General features: G+C 69.5%; 14 protein-coding genes. 4 read left to right on the plus strand and 10 right to left on the minus strand.

Translation table 11 applies throughout. The features are described from left to right. Positions 1 to 191 precede the first annotated feature (191 nt). From D451_RS0118605 to D451_RS0118620, 4 genes are read right to left on the minus strand one after another with little or no spacing between them, the layout of a single operon-like run. The gene (locus tag D451_RS0118605) at positions 192 to 776 is read right to left on the minus strand and encodes a GTP-binding protein (protein ID WP_014911992.1); all 585 of its coding nucleotides are present in this window, start codon (positions 774 to 776) and stop codon (positions 192 to 194) included. Then, positions 757 to 1194 (minus strand): DUF742 domain-containing protein, encoded by a 438-nt coding sequence (locus D451_RS0118610; protein WP_017535545.1) that lies wholly within the window; start codon positions 1192 to 1194, stop codon positions 757 to 759. Before D451_RS0118610 ends, D451_RS0118605 begins: the two co-directional genes overlap by 20 nt. Before the next feature lie 8 nt (positions 1195 to 1202). After that, positions 1203 to 1646: a roadblock/LC7 domain-containing protein gene (locus D451_RS0118615; protein ID WP_014908573.1), complete on the minus strand. Its 444-nt coding sequence runs from the start codon at positions 1644 to 1646 to the stop codon at positions 1203 to 1205. 2 nt (positions 1647 to 1648) lie between these two features. Further along, positions 1649 to 4270, minus strand: coding sequence for a nitrate- and nitrite sensing domain-containing protein (locus tag D451_RS0118620; protein ID WP_017535546.1), 2622 nt, complete (start codon positions 4268 to 4270; stop codon positions 1649 to 1651). A gap of 454 nt (positions 4271 to 4724) precedes the next feature. On the opposite strand from D451_RS0118620, the gene D451_RS0118625 reads away from it, so the two are divergent. Further along, positions 4725 to 5804: a hypothetical protein gene (locus D451_RS0118625; protein ID WP_017535547.1), complete on the plus strand. Its 1080-nt coding sequence runs from the start codon at positions 4725 to 4727 to the stop codon at positions 5802 to 5804. A 63-nt stretch (positions 5805 to 5867) separates the two neighbouring features. Here D451_RS0118625 and D451_RS0118630 read toward each other — a convergent pair whose 3' ends face one another. The 4 genes from D451_RS0118630 to D451_RS0118645 all read right to left on the minus strand — a co-directional run bounded on the left by D451_RS0118630 (position 5868) and on the right by D451_RS0118645 (position 9984). Next, on the minus strand, positions 5868 to 6317 hold the full coding sequence (locus D451_RS0118630; protein ID WP_017535548.1) for a DUF3592 domain-containing protein: 450 nt from the start codon (positions 6315 to 6317) through the stop codon (positions 5868 to 5870). Between the two features lie 43 nt (positions 6318 to 6360). Next, complete coding sequence (locus tag D451_RS0118635; protein ID WP_237449981.1) at positions 6361 to 6996, minus strand: TetR/AcrR family transcriptional regulator; 636 nt, start codon at positions 6994 to 6996, stop codon at positions 6361 to 6363. 104 nt (positions 6997 to 7100) lie between these two features. Then, positions 7101 to 9143 carry a YhgE/Pip domain-containing protein gene (locus D451_RS0118640; protein ID WP_017535549.1) on the minus strand — a complete coding sequence of 681 codons (2043 nt, stop codon included), beginning with the start codon at positions 9141 to 9143 and terminating at the stop codon, positions 7101 to 7103. A gap of 52 nt (positions 9144 to 9195) precedes the next feature. Next, positions 9196 to 9984 (minus strand): ATP-binding cassette domain-containing protein, encoded by a 789-nt coding sequence (locus tag D451_RS0118645; RefSeq protein ID WP_017535550.1) that lies wholly within the window; start codon positions 9982 to 9984, stop codon positions 9196 to 9198. Positions 9985 to 10233: 249 nt separating this feature from the next. On the opposite strand from D451_RS0118645, the gene D451_RS0118650 reads away from it, so the two are divergent. Further along, positions 10234 to 11091: a murein hydrolase activator EnvC family protein gene (locus tag D451_RS0118650; RefSeq protein WP_017535551.1), complete on the plus strand. Its 858-nt coding sequence runs from the start codon at positions 10234 to 10236 to the stop codon at positions 11089 to 11091. Between the two features lie 70 nt (positions 11092 to 11161). Further along, the gene (locus D451_RS0118655) at positions 11162 to 11932 is read left to right on the plus strand and encodes an endonuclease V (RefSeq protein WP_017535552.1); all 771 of its coding nucleotides are present in this window, start codon (positions 11162 to 11164) and stop codon (positions 11930 to 11932) included. Positions 11933 to 12003: 71 nt separating this feature from the next. On the opposite strand, the gene D451_RS0118660 is transcribed toward D451_RS0118655, so the two are convergent. Further along, positions 12004 to 13443: a GuaB1 family IMP dehydrogenase-related protein gene (locus tag D451_RS0118660; RefSeq protein ID WP_014909822.1), complete on the minus strand. Its 1440-nt coding sequence runs from the start codon at positions 13441 to 13443 to the stop codon at positions 12004 to 12006. Positions 13444 to 13687: 244 nt separating this feature from the next. Here D451_RS0118660 and D451_RS0118665 point away from each other — a divergent pair, with 244 nt between their 5' ends. After that, entirely contained in the window at positions 13688 to 14620 is a 933-nt protein-coding gene (locus D451_RS0118665; protein WP_017535553.1) for a CDP-alcohol phosphatidyltransferase family protein, read from the plus strand. Positions 14621 to 14656: 36 nt separating this feature from the next. Here D451_RS0118665 and D451_RS0118670 read toward each other — a convergent pair whose 3' ends face one another. Next, positions 14657 to 15802, minus strand: a complete 1146-nt coding sequence (locus D451_RS0118670) for an acyltransferase family protein (RefSeq protein WP_202421580.1) — start codon at positions 15800 to 15802, stop codon at positions 14657 to 14659. Positions 15803 to 16270 lie beyond the last annotated feature (468 nt).

A 16270-nucleotide genomic window follows, 5' to 3' on the forward strand; every position in this document is an offset into this window, starting at 1 on the left:
TTTCGCCGCCCCGCACTTTACCGGGGAGGCCTTCGTGTACAGGAGAGGAAGGCGCTTCGTACCCTCGAACATCCCGAACCGTGTCCCGAATGTTCTCCTTCTCGTCCTCTGTATCCCCGCCCGCCCTTCACCGTCACACCTCGTGGAACGATGGCGTGAAAGGTCGACGCCCCGGACCCGGACGGAGCGGTTCAGGCGGCGACGCGTTCGGCGACCCGGTTCACCAGGGACAGCAGGACCTCCTTGGCCGATGCCCGATCCCGCGCGTCGCACAGCACCACCGGGGTCTCCGGGCTGAGGCTCAACGCCTCCCGGACCTCGTCCGGCGCGTACCTGTGGGCGCCCTCGAAACAGTTCACCGCCACCACGAAGGGCACGTCCCGGCGTTCGAAGAAGTCCACCGAGGCGAAGCAGGTCTCCAACCGGCGCGTGTCGGCGATGACGACCGCGCCCAGGGCGCCCTCCGAGAGCTCCTCCCACATGAACCAGAAGCGCTCCTGGCCGGGTGTTCCGAACAGGTACAGCACCAGGCTCTCGTTGATGGTGATCCGACCGAAGTCCAACGCCACCGTGGTGGTCGTCTTGGACTCCACCCCGGACAGGTCGTCGACCCCGTAGCTGGCCTCGGTCATCACCTCCTCGGTGCTGAGCGGGGCGATCTCGCTGACCGACCCCACGAGTGTCGTCTTCCCGGCGCCGAAGCCACCGGCGATCAGGATCTTCAGCGCCGAGGGGACCGGGGCCTCGGCGACGGGGTCAAAGTCTCTGGATGCCATCGAGAACCGCCTGGAGTACGTCCCGGCTCACCGGGCTCTTTGCTGTGTAGGGGGCGCGGGCCAAGGCCAGACCGCGGTTGAGAAGGTCACTGAGCAGGACCTTGACCACGGCGACCGGGATGTCCAGGTGAGCGGACACCTCGGCCACCGACTGGGGGCGACGACACAGCTCCAGGATGCGGAGCTGCTCCGGTTCGAGCGCCAACTCGTCGACCTCGGCGCGCTTGGCCGCGATCACCACGCTGATCATGTCCAGGCGGACGCTGTCGGCGTGGTCGCGGCCCTGCGCGATGACGTAGGGCCGGACCAGTCGGTCGTCCTCTCCGGCACCGGTGTCGTCGTCGAACCCGTCTATCGGGTCACGATGCTCGAGACCGTGCCGTGGATCGTTCGGATCGAACTCGTCATGCTCTTGCATATCGACCCCTAGCGAGTGGCTTCCCGGGTGGCGCTCTCATGTCGTGGAGCGGCGTCCATATAACGGCCGACCTGGTCGACCAGGACGTTCATCTCGTAGGCGATGAGACCGACGTCGGCGCTCTCCTCGGCGAGGACGGCCAGACAGGCACCGCGCCCGGCCCCGGTGACGAAGAGGTAGGCGCTCTCCATCTCGACGACGGTCTGTAGCACCTCGCCGCCGCCGAAGTGGCGGCCGGTGCCGCGGGCCAGGCTCTGGAAGGCGGAGGCCACGGCGGACAGGTGCTCGGCGTCCTCCTTCTCCAGACTCTCGGAGCGGCCGATCAACAGGCCGTCGGCGGAGAGGACGATCGCGTGCCGGGAGCCGACGGCCCGCTCCAGCAGCTCATCGAGCAGCCAGTCGATGTTCTTCCGGCCCGCGGCGTTCCCGCCTGCGCTTTCGGTACTGGTCACGGTTAAGCGTCCTTGTCGGTGTCGTTGGTCTTCTGCCTGCTCTCACGCCGTCCACGGTCCGTGCCCTTCTGGAAGGCGGACATGTTGCGGCGTAGGCGGGCCAGCCGTTCCGAGCTGTCGAGCGGGGACGAGGCCTTGCCCGGGGCACCGGACGCGGGCCCGCTCCCGCCCTCGCCGGCGGGGTCGCCGGCCAACTGGGGGGCGAGGTTCTCCTGGGGACGTCGTTTGGGCAGCGGCGGACGGCCGCTCTCGGTCCGCTCCGCCTCTTGGACGGGCAGGGCGGCGGGTTCGGGGGTGGTGTTCTCGGGAGAGGGCTCGGAGTCCCTCGGGCGCTTCGGAGCGGGCGCGGCCGGCTCGGGGGAGGGGGTCGAGGTCTTCGGACGGTCGGGCACCGCGCTGATCCGGGAGGTGCGGGTGGGCAGCGGGGGACGGTCCTCGGTGCTCCCGCCGAGGAGGTCGCTCCCCTGGTCGGGGGCGCTCGGAGTGGTGGTCACCGAGGTCAGGACCGGCTTTCCGGCCGGTTCGGAGGACGAGGGCGCGCCGTCCGTCAGAGCGGCCTCGGGGGTGCGGTCCACGATCTCGCGGACCTCCCAGATGTCCTCTTCGGTCTCGTCGGAGGCGGGCAGAGGGGCACGATCCCCGGAGATCAGCTCCTGCGGCAGCAGGACGATGGCCAGAACGCCGCCGTAGGGGGAAGGGCGCAGGTGCACACCGATGCCGTGACGGTGGGCCAGATGCGAGACGACGAAGAGGCCCAGGCGCATCTTCTCGTTGAGACGCATGACGTCGAACTCGGGCGGCTCGGACAGCAGGGCGTTGGCCGACGCGAACTCGGCGTCGGACATGCCCAGACCGCGGTCCTCGATCTCGACGGTCACGCCGTTGGGCACGGACTCGCTGCTCAGACGCACGTTGGTGTGCGGGGGCGAGAACATCGCGGCGTTGTCGACCAGCTCGGCGACCAGGTGGATGACGTCGGCGACGGCCGGACCGTTGAGGTCGACGCGTGCGATGCGCTCGCGCTTGACGCGGGTGTAGTCGCCGGACTCGGAGATCGCGCCGCGCAGGACGTCGATCAGCGGCATCGGGCGGTGCCAGGTACGTCCGGGCGCCTCGCCACCGAGGATCAGCAGGTTCTCGGCGTTACGCCGCGAACGGGTCGCCAGGTGGTCCAGCTTGAACAACTGGGCGAGCTGCTCGGGATCCTCCTGCTCGCGCTCCATCCGGTCCAACAGGCGGAGCTGTCGGTGGACGAGGGTCTGGCTCCGGTGCGCGATGTTCAGGAAGACGCGGTTGACGCCCTGGCGCAGCTCCGTCTGCTGGACCGCCTCCTCGACCGCCGCGCGCTGGGCGGTGTTGAAGGAGCGGGCGACGTCGCCGATCTCGTCGTCCTCCGCCCGGAGCTCGGGCAGTTCGGCGCCGGTGTCGACGCGCTCGCCGCGGTGCAGGCGCTCCATGATCGCGGGAAGACGCTTCTCGGCCAGGTCCTGGGACTGGTCGCGCAGGGCCAGGAGACGGTCGGTGAGGTTGCGCGAGGAACGGCGGGCCAGGTAGAAGGCCAGTCCGGTCACGGCGGCCACGCCGAGGCTGCCGCCGAGAGCGATCAGCACGGACCGGTTGGCGCCCTCGGTGGTCAGGGAGGCCGCGTAACGGGCCTCATCGGCGCCGATGTCGGTGAGCTCGGACAGGACGTGGCCGTAGGCCGCGTCCCACTCGTCCCGGTCCACCGGCATGGACAGGTCGTCGACGGTCTGAGGGGCCAGGGTGACCGGATCGGTGATGGTCTCGGAGGAGACCTCGCGCTCCGTGATCCGCTCCTGCATCTCGAGGAGCGAGGCGTACTCGGGGCCGTCCAGCACCGCTTCGAACCGCTCGGCCTGACCGGGGCCGCCCAGGTAGCCGGCGTTGGCGTCCAGGAAGGCCTGGTAGGTGCCGACCAGACGGGTGAACTCGCGCTGGTCCTCGACCGAGAGTTCGTCGGTGGCGAAGGCCCGGGAGAGCTGGGCGTCGGAACGTGAGAAGGCGTCCACCGCGCGGAACATGTAGACCGCGGTGAAGCTGGGGTTGACGGAGGGGCCGCCGTCGCTGCTCAGACGCCCCTGGCTGTCGAAGCTGTCGGCGCCGTGCAGGACCAGCTCGTTGTAGTAGTCGAGGACGTCGTCACGGCTCGCGTTCCCGGAGTCGACGGCCTCTCGGATCTCGTCGACGTCCTGGTACATGTCGTACAGCATCTCGATGTGCATGCCCGCCTCTTCGGGGGCGATGTCCACGAAGGTGATGAGCTCGGAGACGACCGTGCCGAGGGACTCGTCGGTGGAGTGGCGGGCCTCGGTGAGGCGCTGGGTCAGGTCGGCGTCGTCGGGGTTCTCGATGTAGGCGATCGTCGCCGACCGCTCCGTCATCGCGTCGACCAGACCGATCGCGGCCGGGGTGACCAGTTCGTGGGTGGCCTTGGCACGGAGGAGTCGGAAGACCGCTTCGCCACCGAGCGCGACGGTGAGGATCAGCCACAGCGCGATCAGGGCGGCCGTGGGGATCGTGACCATGGCGCGGATACGGGCGGTGATCGTCCGCCCACGTTTCTTCGGTACTTCCTGCACGGTGCTCCTGTCGATCCGCGTCATGAGGTCTTACGGGGAGCCGGATCCGTGGTCGCCCGGTCGCCGATGGCGACGGGGGACGGGTACGCGGACTCCCGCCCGGACACCGCGTTCCTCCCGGACGGGGTGACGCGGATTCGCCGCCGGGGTGACCACTGGCGGGTCTTTTCGGCGTGGGGGATCGTATCTCGGCTGGGAAACGCCGGTTTATCCGGGGGCGTAGGCAGTCTGCCATGAACTGGTGGAATGTTCATAGAAGTGCAGCTCTGGGGCTTGCTGTGCCCTGTGGGGTCGGTGTTATGGAAAGCCATAGGACGAACTTCACATGTGACCGTATAGGTGGATCTTGCTTCCTTATCGCCCCTGAACGGCGGGGTCTCGGGAACGGATCGGGACCCGAATCCCGGTTCCCCGCACACACGGGTTCCGGCCGTACTAGCGTTACGGCGCGGAACAGGCCGAATCGGGAGGAGACGTGATGGGGCAACCGTTCGGCGGCGGACAGGCGGCCATCGACGTGGCGGTCGCGGCCGTACCACTGCTGACGGTGATCGGCGCCGCCCTCTATCTGAACGGCCAGCATCGCCGCTATGGACGCCCGACGGGCTGGTCGGGGACGCTCACACGGGCCGCGCTCCTCGTCGGCGCCGGCCTGGTCGCCTACGCGGTCTGGCCGTTGCCCGCCTCCATCGACGGGCTCTGCCCGGTCGTCCCCGAGGCCGCCCCGCCACCGGATCCGCGTTCGATCGCCCTGACCCTCGGGCTCTTCCTCCCGGTGGGGATCCTGGCCCGGGCCCGATTCCGTCGCGGACTCCTGGTCACGCTCGCCCTGGGCACCGCCCTGGCACTGGCGGTGACGGCGATCCGCGCCACCGGGGTCCTGGGCCTGTACCCGTGCTCCTACAACGTGGACGCGCCCGAACTCACCGGGGTCGCCGTGGCCGGGGTCCTGCTCGGTTGGCTCCTGGCCCGTTGGGTCCCGACTCTGTGGCCGTACGGTCCGCACCGGTCCTGGCCCGGAGCGGTCCCCGACCGGGCCGCGCCCGACCTCCTCCGGCGGGCTCTGGGCACTCTCCTGGACCTGGGGGCGTGGTGGTTCGGATCGCAGCTGGTCCTCGCCCTGATCGCCGTCTACGGTCCGGTCCCGTCGGATCTCGAGGCCCGGGCGCGGATCGCCGTGCTCTCGGGCGTCGCCCTGCTCCTCGGGGTCCTGGTGCCCATGCTCCGTCGTGACCGCTGCTCGCCGGGGCGCGCCGCCGTGCACCTCGCGTTGACCGAACGCTCCATGTCCCGCCCGGCCGGGCGCCACCTGGTCCTGGCCCGGACCGCGCTGCTGTCCCTACCGGTGGTCCTGCTCATCGCCTCGGGCCACGGCTGGTGGGCGTTGGCCGTGGTCGCCGTGCACGCCTCCGCCGCGGTGGTCCGTCCGGACGGTACCGGTCTGGTCGACCTGCTCTGCGGGGTCAGGGTGCGCACCCGCTCCACCATCGACGGTGCCCTTCCCGGCCGCCTGGTGCGCTATTCGCCTCCGGAGACACGGGCCCCGGCCTCCGTCTGAACGGTGCGGGCCCCACGTGGGCGAGGAAGGGTCCCGTGATGTCCACGGGGCCCTTCCGAACGTTCACACGGGGAGGAGACGGGTCGTCCCCCGATCCTCGGAGAGCGGCGCGGCCAGGTCGCTCCAGTGCAGGTAGCCGAGGAACAGCCCCGCCGCCACCAGGGCGAGACCGAGCCCGCCGAACAGCCCGCGCACCCAGTGACTCAACCAGGGGGCGGCGACGATCCGGGCCCGCTCGGGAAGATCGGGGTCGTAGGAGACGGTGACGATCTCGCCCGCCCGGGAGGCGGTCCAACCCGTGTTCTCGTGTTCGGCGTGCACCTCCTTGCCCTCCTCGGTCTGGAACTGCACGATCATGCGTGAGGCGACCGACGTCTCGTGGTAGCCGATCACCCTTCCCTTGGCACGCACGCCGTGCCGGACCAGGCGTAGTTCCAGACGGGTGTCGCGCATGACGATCCACAGCAGGATCGCGCCGGCGATCAGGGGGAGCAGAGGGTACAGATCGGCCATGGCAAGGGGGTCCTCTCCGGGATGTTCGGGACGGGCCGGGCGCTCAACGCGGTGAGGCGGGGGAACCGATCAGACCGTCGGCCATGTGCGCCAGGGTGGTGTGGATCTCCTCGATCGGGCGTTCGGGTTGCAGGGTCCGCCAGTCGAGGGCCACCGTCACCACCATGCCGAACAGAGCCGATCCCGCAAGCGATGTGTCCAGGTCCGGCCGGGTCAGACCGCGTTCGACCAGGACGTCCAGACGCTCGGTGATGACCCCGATCGCCTGCGTGCGGATCTGCCGGACGGTGGCGTACCAGGAGCGGTTGGTGCGCCAGGCCTCGGCCATCAACAGCCGGGCCAGGGCCTCGTGGGTGCCGATGAACACGACCCCGGCGCGCAGCACCTCGGTCAGTGCCCGACGGGGCTCCATTCCGGGTGCTGGGACCGCCTCGCGCAGGGTGTCGGCCAGCCGGGTCACGCCCCACTTCATGAGGGCGGCGTAGAGCTCGTCCTTGCCACCGAAGTTGTAGTAGACCGTGCCCTTGGCGACCCCGGCCCGCTCGGCGATCTCGTCCACGGTGGTGGAGCCGTAACCCTGTTCGGAGATCAGGGTGACGGCCGCGTCGAACAACTTGCGTCGGGTCGCCTCGCGGCGGCCGCCGACGGGCTTCTCCGGGGTGGGGGTCCTCATGTTCATCGGCTCCATTGTGCCCTTTGTTCGGAGGACGTCCTTTGTTCGGTTCCTCCGGTGCCGGTGCGACCGACACCGGAGGAACACGGTCCGAAGGACGCCGTTCCTCTCTAGACCTTCAAGGCGGGGTAGAGGGTGGACATCGACCAGACGCGTTTGCGGGCCACGGCCAGCCAGGTCAGCAGCAGTGGGACCACCAGCCACAGACCCATGACGCCGAAGGCCTGCGCGACCACGTTCATGTCACCGCCGCCGATGAGGTGCCGCATGGCGGTCACCCCCCAGTGCAGGGGCAGGTACGGGGCGATCGCCTGGAAGAAGGTCGGGCTGGTCTCGATCGGATAGGTACCGCCCGCCGAGGTCAACTGGAGCACCAGCAGAGCCAGGGCGATGACCCGTCCGGCCGCACCGAACCGCACGGTGAGGAACTGGACGGTGGCGGCGAAGGCGGATGCCGTGAGCAGCAGGAACGCCAGCATCAGTGGCCAGTTCCGTGACTCCAGTCCCAGGCCCACGTGCAGCACGCCCATCATGACCAGCACCTGCGCCCAACCGAGCATCATCGGGACCATACGGCCGGCCAGCGCCACGCGCCAGGACGGAGAGGAGGAGGCCAGACCCCGGTTGGACAGGGCCGGCAGCACCATGAACACCACCATCGCGCCGACCCACAGGGACAGGGGCACGAAGAACGGGGCGAAGCCGGTGCCGTAGTTGGGCACCTCGTTGTCCACCTCGCTGTCCAAACGGACCGGCTCGCTCATCATGTCGGCGGCGTCGGCCCGGCCGGAATCGGAGTAGGTGGGGATCTCGTCGACGCCGTCGTTGAGTCCGTCGGCCAACTCCTCGGAGCCGGAGGACAGGTCGCCCAGACCGTCGTGCAGACGGTCGGCGCCGCCGCTGAGCTCGCCCAGTCCGCTGTCGAGGTCGCTCGCACCGCTGGAGGCGTCGGAGAGGCCGTCCCGGATCTTCCGGGAACCCTCGGCCAGTTCCTCCAGGCCTTCGGCCAGGGCGTCGATCTGGTCGCGGGCGTCCTCGGCCTTGCTCACGGTGTTCGGCAGGTCGTCGGCGACCTCGACCGCCCTCTCGCTCAGCGCGGCGGCCTCGGCGGCGGTGGAGTCGATCTCGTCCCGGTTGTCGTTGACGAACCCCGCCACGGACAGGGCGGTGCCCATCGCGTCGTCCAGGTCGGTCAGCAGCGCGTACAGGTCGGGCTGGTCCTTCTCCAGGTCGGGGTTCTCCTCCAAGAACGTGTCGAGACGTCCGTCGACCGCCTCCATGCCGCTCACGTCGATCTCCTCCGGCAGTCGAGTGAGGGCCTGGGAGACGCCGTCGGTGACGTCGGCGATGGTCTCGGCGCGCGCCTGGATGTCCGGGATGTCCTCTTCCAGGCGGGGGAGGAGGTCGTCGGCGAGCTCGTCCAGTCGCTCGACCTTCGCGGAGACCTGGTCCGAGGCGCTGCCCGCGCCCTCGGCCAGCTCCTCGGAGCCCGAGTACAGCTCGGAGAGTCCGCCGCTGAGCGAACCGGCGCCCGTGTGGGCCTCGCCGATGCCCTCGGAGAGCTCGCCGGAGCCGCTCTCGGCGTCGCCCGCCCCGTCCGCGAGTTGTCCGGCGCCGTCGGCCGCCTCCTCGGTCTTGCCGTGGATCTCGTTGAAGCCGAGGAAGATCTGGTCCAGATAGTCGCCGATGGCGGTGCTCGCCGCCGTCTCGCGGATCTCCTTGAAGGCGCTGCCCGCCAACTGCCGGACGATGTAGCTGTTGGAGTCGTTGTAGTTCGCGACCAGGAGGGCGGGGGTGGGGTTCTCACGGTCTCGGGAGGGTGAGGTGAGGGCCTGGCTGAAGTGCGAGGGGATGGTGAGGGTGACGTAGTAGTCGCCGTCGTCCAGGCCTCGTGCGGCCTCGGCCGCGTCGACCAGGTGCCAGTCGAGGTCGCCGCGTTCCAACAGGGTGTCGGCCAGTTCCCCGCCGATGTCGACCTCCTCCCCGTCGACCTCGGCCCCCGTGTCCTCGTTGACCAGGGCGACCGGCAGGTGCTCCATGCGGTCGAAGGGGTCCCAGAAGGACCACAGGTACATCCCCGAGTAGAGCAGGGGGATGAGCATGAGGGCGGCCAGCGCCGCGGTGGGCAGCGGCGAGCGCAGGAAGGACCGCATGGTGAGCAGTCCGAGGCGGGGGACGGCGAGGAAGCGGTAGCGAGGGGCTCTGTCAGCTCTGGGCACGGTGGGCGCCTCCCTTACGGCCGTTCCTCTTGTCGCCGTCGGTGTCGTCCTTCTCGCCGTGGAGCAGGTCGGAGATGCCGATCACGCCTTCGTCCTCGGTGCTTTCGGGGGCCTCTCCCTGGTGGATGGGGATGGGGCCCTGGGTGTCGTCGTCGGCCACGGTGCCGAGTTCGCGGGCGTCGGCGCAGGTGGCGATGACGGTCAGTCCCTCCTCGGAGAGGTCCTTGAGGGTGCGCCACATCTCGGCCTGATGCTCGCCGCTCAGGCCGCCGTCGACGTCGTCGACGGCCAGGAGGCGGGGTTCGTAGACCAGTCCCAGGGCCATGCCGAGGCGCCTGCGTTCGGGCAGGGGGAGTTCCTTGATCAGGGTCTTGCGGTCCAGGTCGGCCAGTCCGACCGCCTCCATGGCCTCGTCCGCCACGGAACGGGCGGAGGGGCGCAGGCGCAGCAGGCGTGCCTCGGAGAGGTGCTCGCGGACCCGGAGGCGTTCGTCGAGGTCGTTGACGTCGTTCATGAGCCCCAGAGAGCTGATTCGACGGACCTTGCGGGCCTGCTTCGGGAGGGAGAAGCCGTCCACGTGCAGGGTGCCCCGGCTGGGGCGCATCCTCCCGGTGAGGGTGAGCAACAGGGCGCTGCGTCCACCGCCGGAATCGGCCTGGAAGACGGTGAGCGTTCCTGGGCGCGCGGTGAAGTCGATCCCCGTGTAGACGGGGCCCTCTCGGGTGGTGAGTGTGACGTCCTCGGCGTGCACACGTGCTCCGGTGGCCCGACGCATCCTTAGCGGCCTCCCTTTTTGAACTGACCGGTCAGTACAAATTCCGGGTCCACGGTACTCCCCGGAGTCGGTGCTCCTGAGCGTTGGGCCCTGTGGCCTCCGGCACAAAGAGGCGCTCCAGGGGCAGGGGGGATCCGAATCGGGATTTGACGGGGCGCTTGCCAGGTTCTTCGTGTAATTTGAAAAAATACGTAATCTCGTAATAATGAAGGTGTAGGAGTGACGTCACATCGACAGCGGGGAGCGGCCATGCGGGAGAGAACACTGCGCGGGATCGGATCGGCGACGACGAGACTCTTCCTGCTGTACATGGTCGTGCTGCTGGCGCTGATCGTCGCCTGGCTCACCGATGTCCCGGTTCCCGATCACTCGCCCCTCCTCCTGGCCCTGATCGGCTTCGTGATCTGGGGGACGTCGGTACTGTGCACCTGGAGCGCCGACCGGATGGCCGTGCGTCGTGAGCCCTCCGCCCCCGTGGAGGTGGGCCCTCCGGTCCGAGGGGCCTGGCAGGCGTTGAACGGTCCGGCCGACAAGGTGCCCAGCCACGGGGTCCGCTGGCTCGGACAGGCCTACGCGATCGATGTCCTCGTGGTCGAGGGGCGTGAGGACGCCTCCCCTTGGAGCCCGATCGGACGCCCCGCGACCGCCTATCCGTCCTTCGGTGAGCCGCTGCTCGCCGTCGCCGACGCCACGGTCGTCCACGTCGACGACGGACAACGCGACCACCGAGGCCGCGACACCTATCCCGGTCTGGCCTACCTGATGCTGGAGGGGCTCGCCCGTTCCCTGGGAGGCCCGCGCCGCGTCCTCGGCAACCACGTGATCCTCGATCTGGGGGACGGCGTCCACGCTCTGTACGCCCACCTGCGTCGGGGCTCCGCGAGCGTGCGGGTCGGAGACCGGGTCGAGAAGGGCACGCCGATCGGCCTGTGCGGGAACTCCGGCAACTCCAGCGAGCCCCACCTGCACTTCCAACTCATGGACGACGCGAACCCGAAGTGGGCCGCCGGGCTCCCCTTCACCTGGACCGGGGTGGGTCTCCCCCCGAACGGCGAGGTCTTCACCGTCCCGGCCACCGGCAACGGGGCCGACGCGACGGGCTCCTGACGGCGGGGCGTCTCGCGAAAACCTAGACTGCGCCTGGACGCACGAAGGAAGACGACGGGGGACCGAGGACATGACGGAGATCGCCGAACGGGCGGCCGCTGCGCTGGACGACCCGGAGAACTGGCCGGAGGACCCCAAGGAGGCGGTGGTCCGGCAACGTCTGCTCGCCGACCGGGTGCGTACCGAACCCCTCGACGCCGAAGGGGTCGAACTCGTCTGCGGACTGGACGTCAGCTACGGAGTGGGCGACACCGAACTCGCCGCGGCCGCCGTCGTCCTCGACGCCCGCACGCTGGAGGTGGTCGAGACCTCCCTGGTGGCCGACACACCCTCCTTCCCCTACGTCTCGGGTCTCTTCGCCTTCCGTGAGCTGCCGCCGGTCCTGAAGGCGATCGAGGGACTGTCACTGACCCCCGACGTGTTCGTCAGCGACGGTTTCGGCCTGGCGCACCCCCGCCGGTTCGGGGTCGCCAGCCACTTGGGCGTGCTGATCGACGCGCGGGTGGTCGGCTCCGCCAAGTCCGTGCTGTACGGCCGCAACACCCCGCCCGGCGAGGAGCGCGGTTCCTGGACCCCGATGGTCGCCGGGCGCTCCGAGATCGTGGACGACACCTTCGCCCTCGCGGAGGAGGGGGCCGAGGTGATCGGCCGCACTCTGCGCACCCGTTCCCGGACCCGCCCGGTCTACGTCTCCGTGGGCCACCGGGTCGACCTGGAGGGGGCCGCCGACCTCATCATGCGGGTCTCCCCCAAGTACCGGATCCCCGAGCCCATCAGGCACGCCGACCGTCTGTGCGGTCTGTACCGCAAGGAGCACGAGGCCGGTGGGGCGGCGAAGTAGGAAGAGGCGGGAAACGGAGAGGGGAGGGGGCCGGGCCCCCTCCCCTCACTCGATCGTGGCGCGATCCTCGGTCACCAGCCGTTCTCCACGGGACGGCCCTCGTTGTAACCGGCGGCGCTCTGCACGCCCACCACGGCCCGCTCGTGGAACTCGGCCAGGGTGGTGGCGCCCGCGTAGGTCATCGAGCTGCGCACACCGGCGATGATCTGGTCGATGAGGTCCTCCACGCCGGGACGCTCGGCGTCCAGGTACATGCGCCCGGTGGAGATGCCCTCCTCGAACAGGGCCTTGCGCGCCCGGTCGAAGGGGGAGTCGTCGGAGGTGCGCAGCCGCACCGCGCGCGCCGACGCCATCCCGAAGCTCTCCTTGTACTGGCGTCCCTGGGCGTCGCGCATGACGTCGCCGGGCGACTCGTAGGTGCCCGCGAACCAGGAGCCCACCATGACGTTGGAGGCGCCGGCCGCCAGAGCGAGGGCCACGTCGCGCGGGTGGCGCACGCCGCCGTCGGCCCACACGTGGCCGCCCATCTCGCGGGCCGCGGCCGCGCACTCCAGGACGGCGGAGAACTGCGGACGGCCCACCGCGGTCATCATCCGGGTGGTGCACATGGCGCCCGGGCCCACGCCGACCTTGACGATGTCGGCCCCGGCCTCGATGAGGTCGCGGGTCCCCTGCGCCGTCACGATGTTGCCCGCGGCGATGGGCACGTCGGGCGAGAGCCCGCGGACCTTCTCGATCGCGGAGATCATCTTCTCCTGGTGGCCGTGCGCGGTATCGATCACCAGGGTGTCCACACCGGCGGCCAGCAGCTCGGAGGCCTTGCCCACGACGTCGCCGTTGATGCCGACGGCGGCGGCCACGCGCAGACGCCCCTCGGAGTCCACGGCCGGCGTGTACAGGGTCGAGCGCAGAGCGCCGGTCCGGGTGAGCACGCCGACGAGGGCGCCCTGCCCGTCCACCACCGGTGCCAGCCGGTGCCGGGACTCGTGCAGGATGCCGAAGGCCTCGCGCGGCTCGGTGCCCGCCGGGATGGTCAGCAGTTCGGCGGACATCACGTCGCGGAGCTGGGAGAAGCGGTCCACGCCCGCGCAGTCGGCCTCGGTGACCACACCGAGCGGACGACGCTCGTCGTCCACGACGATCAGGGCGTTGTGCGCACGCTTGGGCAGCAGGTTGAGCGCCTCACCGACGGTGCTCGTCGGGTTCAGCGTGATGGCGGTGTCGTACACCAGGTCGCGCCGCTTGGTCCAGGCGATGACGTCGGACACCACCTCGATGGGGATGTCCTGCGGGATGACGGTGATACCACCACGTCTGGAGACCGTCTCGGCCATCCGGCGCCCCGCGACGGCGGTCATGTTCGCCACGACCAGGGGGATGGTGGTGCCGGTGCCGTCCGGCGACGACAGGTCCACGCTGAGCCGGGAGCCCACGGCGCTGCGGCCGGGGACCATGAACACGTCGCTGTAGGTCAGGTCCTGGCTGGGGACCTGGTCGTTGAGAAAACGCAATGCCTCTACCTCGGTCGAGACCGAAGGGGGTGGACCACTCCGCGGGCTGGTCGCCGGCGGCACCCTGTTGATCCCCCTCTTACCTGTCAATTATGCCGTGGCCGATTACCGTGGAGGTACCCCGGTCTGGCATGATGACCCGATTCCCGCCTCTACCCGGCCCTGACCCATGCCCTTCTCCGGCGCTCGAACGCCGTGCGCCGTGGGCATGCGAGGTCGTGGGCCGCCCCAGGAGAACTCCGCAATGTCGCGTTTCACGCTCGCGCAAGTCAAGGAAGAGACCTACAAGGCCAAGGACGCCTGGTGGACGGTCTTCCTGGTCGACCCGTTGGCCGGCCGGCTGGTGGTGTGGACGGCCAACCGCACCGGTATCACCCCCAATCAGCTCACGCTGGGGGCCGGAGTCCTGGGTCTGCTCTCGGCGCTGTGCTTCATCGCCCCGGTGTGGGCCGGCGACCTGGGGTGGGCGTGGCTGGTGGCCGGAGCGCTGCTGTTCCACCTGAGCTTCGTGCTCGACTGTATGGACGGCAAGATCGCCCGTCTGAAGGGCAACGGCTCGATCTTCGGGGCCTGGGTCGACTTCGTCTTCGACCGGATCCGGTTCTTCGGCTGTGTGATGGCGTTGTTGATCGGTCAGTGGCTGATCACCGGTAACGCCGCCTACCTGATCGTCGCGCCGGTGGTGGTCTTCTTCGACCTGCTGCGCTACCTCAACGGCGCCCAGGTCGCCAAGACCCGCAAGTCGATGAGGCAGGCCCTGGCCCTGGCCAGCGGCGACACCGAACGCCTGCGCGAGGAGGCGGTCGGCGGCGCCGTCGATCCCGAGGACGAGGAGGGCCCCGACGCCCCGTCGGCCCCGGCCGCGGGCTCCCCGGCCCCCAAGGGGTTCTACCCCCGGGTCCGGGACGCCCTGCTGCGTCATCGGGTGCGTCCGCACCTGTTCAGCGGGATCGAGTTCGAGATGTTCCTGTGCGTGGTGGCGCCGCTGACCGTGCTGATCGCCTTCGTCTCACCGCTCGACAGCCTGATCATCCCGGTGGCGGTCTTCTCCGTACTGGCGTTGGCCTTCTTCGAGATGGTGCTGGTCCTGCGCCTGTGGAAGGAGACCCGCCGCTTCGAGACGCGTCGCCGTGAAGCGGCCGCCGTCCCGCCGGCGGGGTCCGCCGACGGGAGCTGACGACCTCGGTTCCGGCCTCGGGGCCGGGCCCGGCGTTCACCCCTGAGAGGGGGTCTTCGCCGGGTCCGGCCCCTTCTCGCGTTCGGGGGTCCTCTTGCCCTGGACCTCGCGGTCCTCCCTGCGGAGGAACCAGGTCGGCTGGGGCTCCACGGCCCACTTCATGCACGCGCGTACCCAGGGGGCGCACAGCAGGAAGGTGAGTCCCACGCCCAAGGCGATGGTGGCGGCCAAGGCCACCGGTCCGGTGAGCACGTCGTACCAGGGGGAGGCCTTGAAGACGATCAGGACCACCGAGTGCCCCAGGTAGATGAACAGGGTGTAGGCGCCGAGCGACGTGAACCAGGTACGTCGCTTGGGGGTGAGCGCGAGCACGGCGACGGTCATGGCCAGGGCGAGGCCCATGAAGGCCAACCGGATGCCGATGCTGGGCAGGAGGGGGTCGATGTCCCGGTCGGTGAGGCTGTCCCGCCAGAACAGCCAGTCCCGGCTGAGGTGCTCGGAGATCGGCACGGCGAGAACCGCGGTGGCCACCATGACGACGACGGAGGCGATCCGCACCCAGAGTCGGTCCAGGTGGGCGAAGTGCTCACGGCGCAGGCTCAGGCCCAGCACGAAGAAGGGCAGGAAGCTGAGCACGCGCCCCATCGACAGGGTGGAGCCGAGGTCGGCGGTGGCCGCGAACAACGAGATGACGATCGCGATCGCCACGGGCCAGCGCAGACGGTTCCACACGGGCACGCTCAGACGCCACAGGAACAGGGCGACCAGGAACCAGAGCGTCCAGGTCGGCTTGAGGACCGACAGGGAGTCGGGGAGTCCGCCGCGATCGACGGTGTAGATGGCCTGGTGGATCGTCCAGAAGATCAGGTAGGGGACCGCCAGCGACAGGACCAGCTTCTCCACCCGGTTCGACGAGGCGTCGAAGGAGCGTGACAGGTACCCGCTGATCATGATGAACGCGGGCATGTGGAAGAAGTAGATCCAGTAGTAGAGGGCGCCGGCGGGCCCGTAGTCGGTGAGGGGTTCGATCGCGTGGCCGACGACGACCAGGGCGATCAGGATGAACTTGGCGTTGTCCAGGCGGGCGTCACGACCCGGTGCGTCTCCCGAGGGGGCTTTCGCTTCGGGACGGACGGTCTTCTCGGGTCCATCCGTCGCGGATCGGGCGGTCGTACTGGTCAAGGATGAGGCCACTAGGGACTCCGAGGTCACGGGTTGCGGGGTGTGGGCGGTGTTCCCGAACGTCGTCCGAGGGAACGTGGTCGGGTCGCCGGGCGATACCGGAGGACCGACCGATCCGGCGCCGCGTGGCACGCGAGGGGGGATACCGGAGAGGTGATGGCGGCGAACATGGTCCGTTACCTTACTGAGACATGTTGGAATGTGCCAGTGGTTCGCGCAAATCAGGCAAAAGTTCGCGGAGTCGATCTCCTCGCCCGAAACAGGGCGTGAGAAGGCCCCTGTGGGCTCACACGAAGGAGAGCGAAGGTCGCCTATCGTGTGCAGACCCTAACCCATAGCTCACAGCGAGACGCCCATGGGCCACATCATCCGACGTGTCGAACCGAACGCGTCGGTGTGAACCGGCGAGGCCCGCGAAGATAGTCTGACCGAGGCGGCTGTTCCCCTTGCAGCGTCTGCCAGGACGAG

Source organism: Nocardiopsis alba DSM 43377 (genome assembly GCF_000341225.1).
Lineage (GTDB): Bacteria > Actinomycetota > Actinomycetes > Streptosporangiales > Streptosporangiaceae > Nocardiopsis > Nocardiopsis alba.

Bases quoted from the DNA above. Each gene is read 5' to 3' on its own strand.
- D451_RS0118605 (WP_014911992.1), bottom strand. From the start codon at position 776: ATGGCATCCAGAGACTTTGACCCCGTCGCCGAGGCCCCGGTCCCCTCG.
- D451_RS0118610 (WP_017535545.1), bottom strand. From the start codon at position 1,194: ATGCAAGAGCATGACGAGTTCGATCCGAACGATCCACGGCACGGTCTC.
- D451_RS0118620 (WP_017535546.1), bottom strand. From the start codon at position 4,270: ATGACGCGGATCGACAGGAGCACCGTGCAGGAAGTACCGAAGAAACGT.
- D451_RS0118625 (WP_017535547.1), top strand. From the start codon at position 4,725: ATGGGGCAACCGTTCGGCGGCGGACAGGCGGCCATCGACGTGGCGGTC.
- D451_RS0118630 (WP_017535548.1), bottom strand. From the start codon at position 6,317: ATGGCCGATCTGTACCCTCTGCTCCCCCTGATCGCCGGCGCGATCCTG.
- D451_RS0118635 (WP_237449981.1), bottom strand. From the start codon at position 6,996: ATGAACATGAGGACCCCCACCCCGGAGAAGCCCGTCGGCGGCCGCCGC.
- D451_RS0118640 (WP_017535549.1), bottom strand. From the start codon at position 9,143: ATGCGGTCCTTCCTGCGCTCGCCGCTGCCCACCGCGGCGCTGGCCGCC.
- D451_RS0118645 (WP_017535550.1), bottom strand. From the start codon at position 9,984: ATGCGTCGGGCCACCGGAGCACGTGTGCACGCCGAGGACGTCACACTC.
- D451_RS0118650 (WP_017535551.1), top strand. From the start codon at position 10,234: ATGCGGGAGAGAACACTGCGCGGGATCGGATCGGCGACGACGAGACTC.
- D451_RS0118655 (WP_017535552.1), top strand. From the start codon at position 11,162: ATGACGGAGATCGCCGAACGGGCGGCCGCTGCGCTGGACGACCCGGAG.
- D451_RS0118665 (WP_017535553.1), top strand. From the start codon at position 13,688: ATGTCGCGTTTCACGCTCGCGCAAGTCAAGGAAGAGACCTACAAGGCC.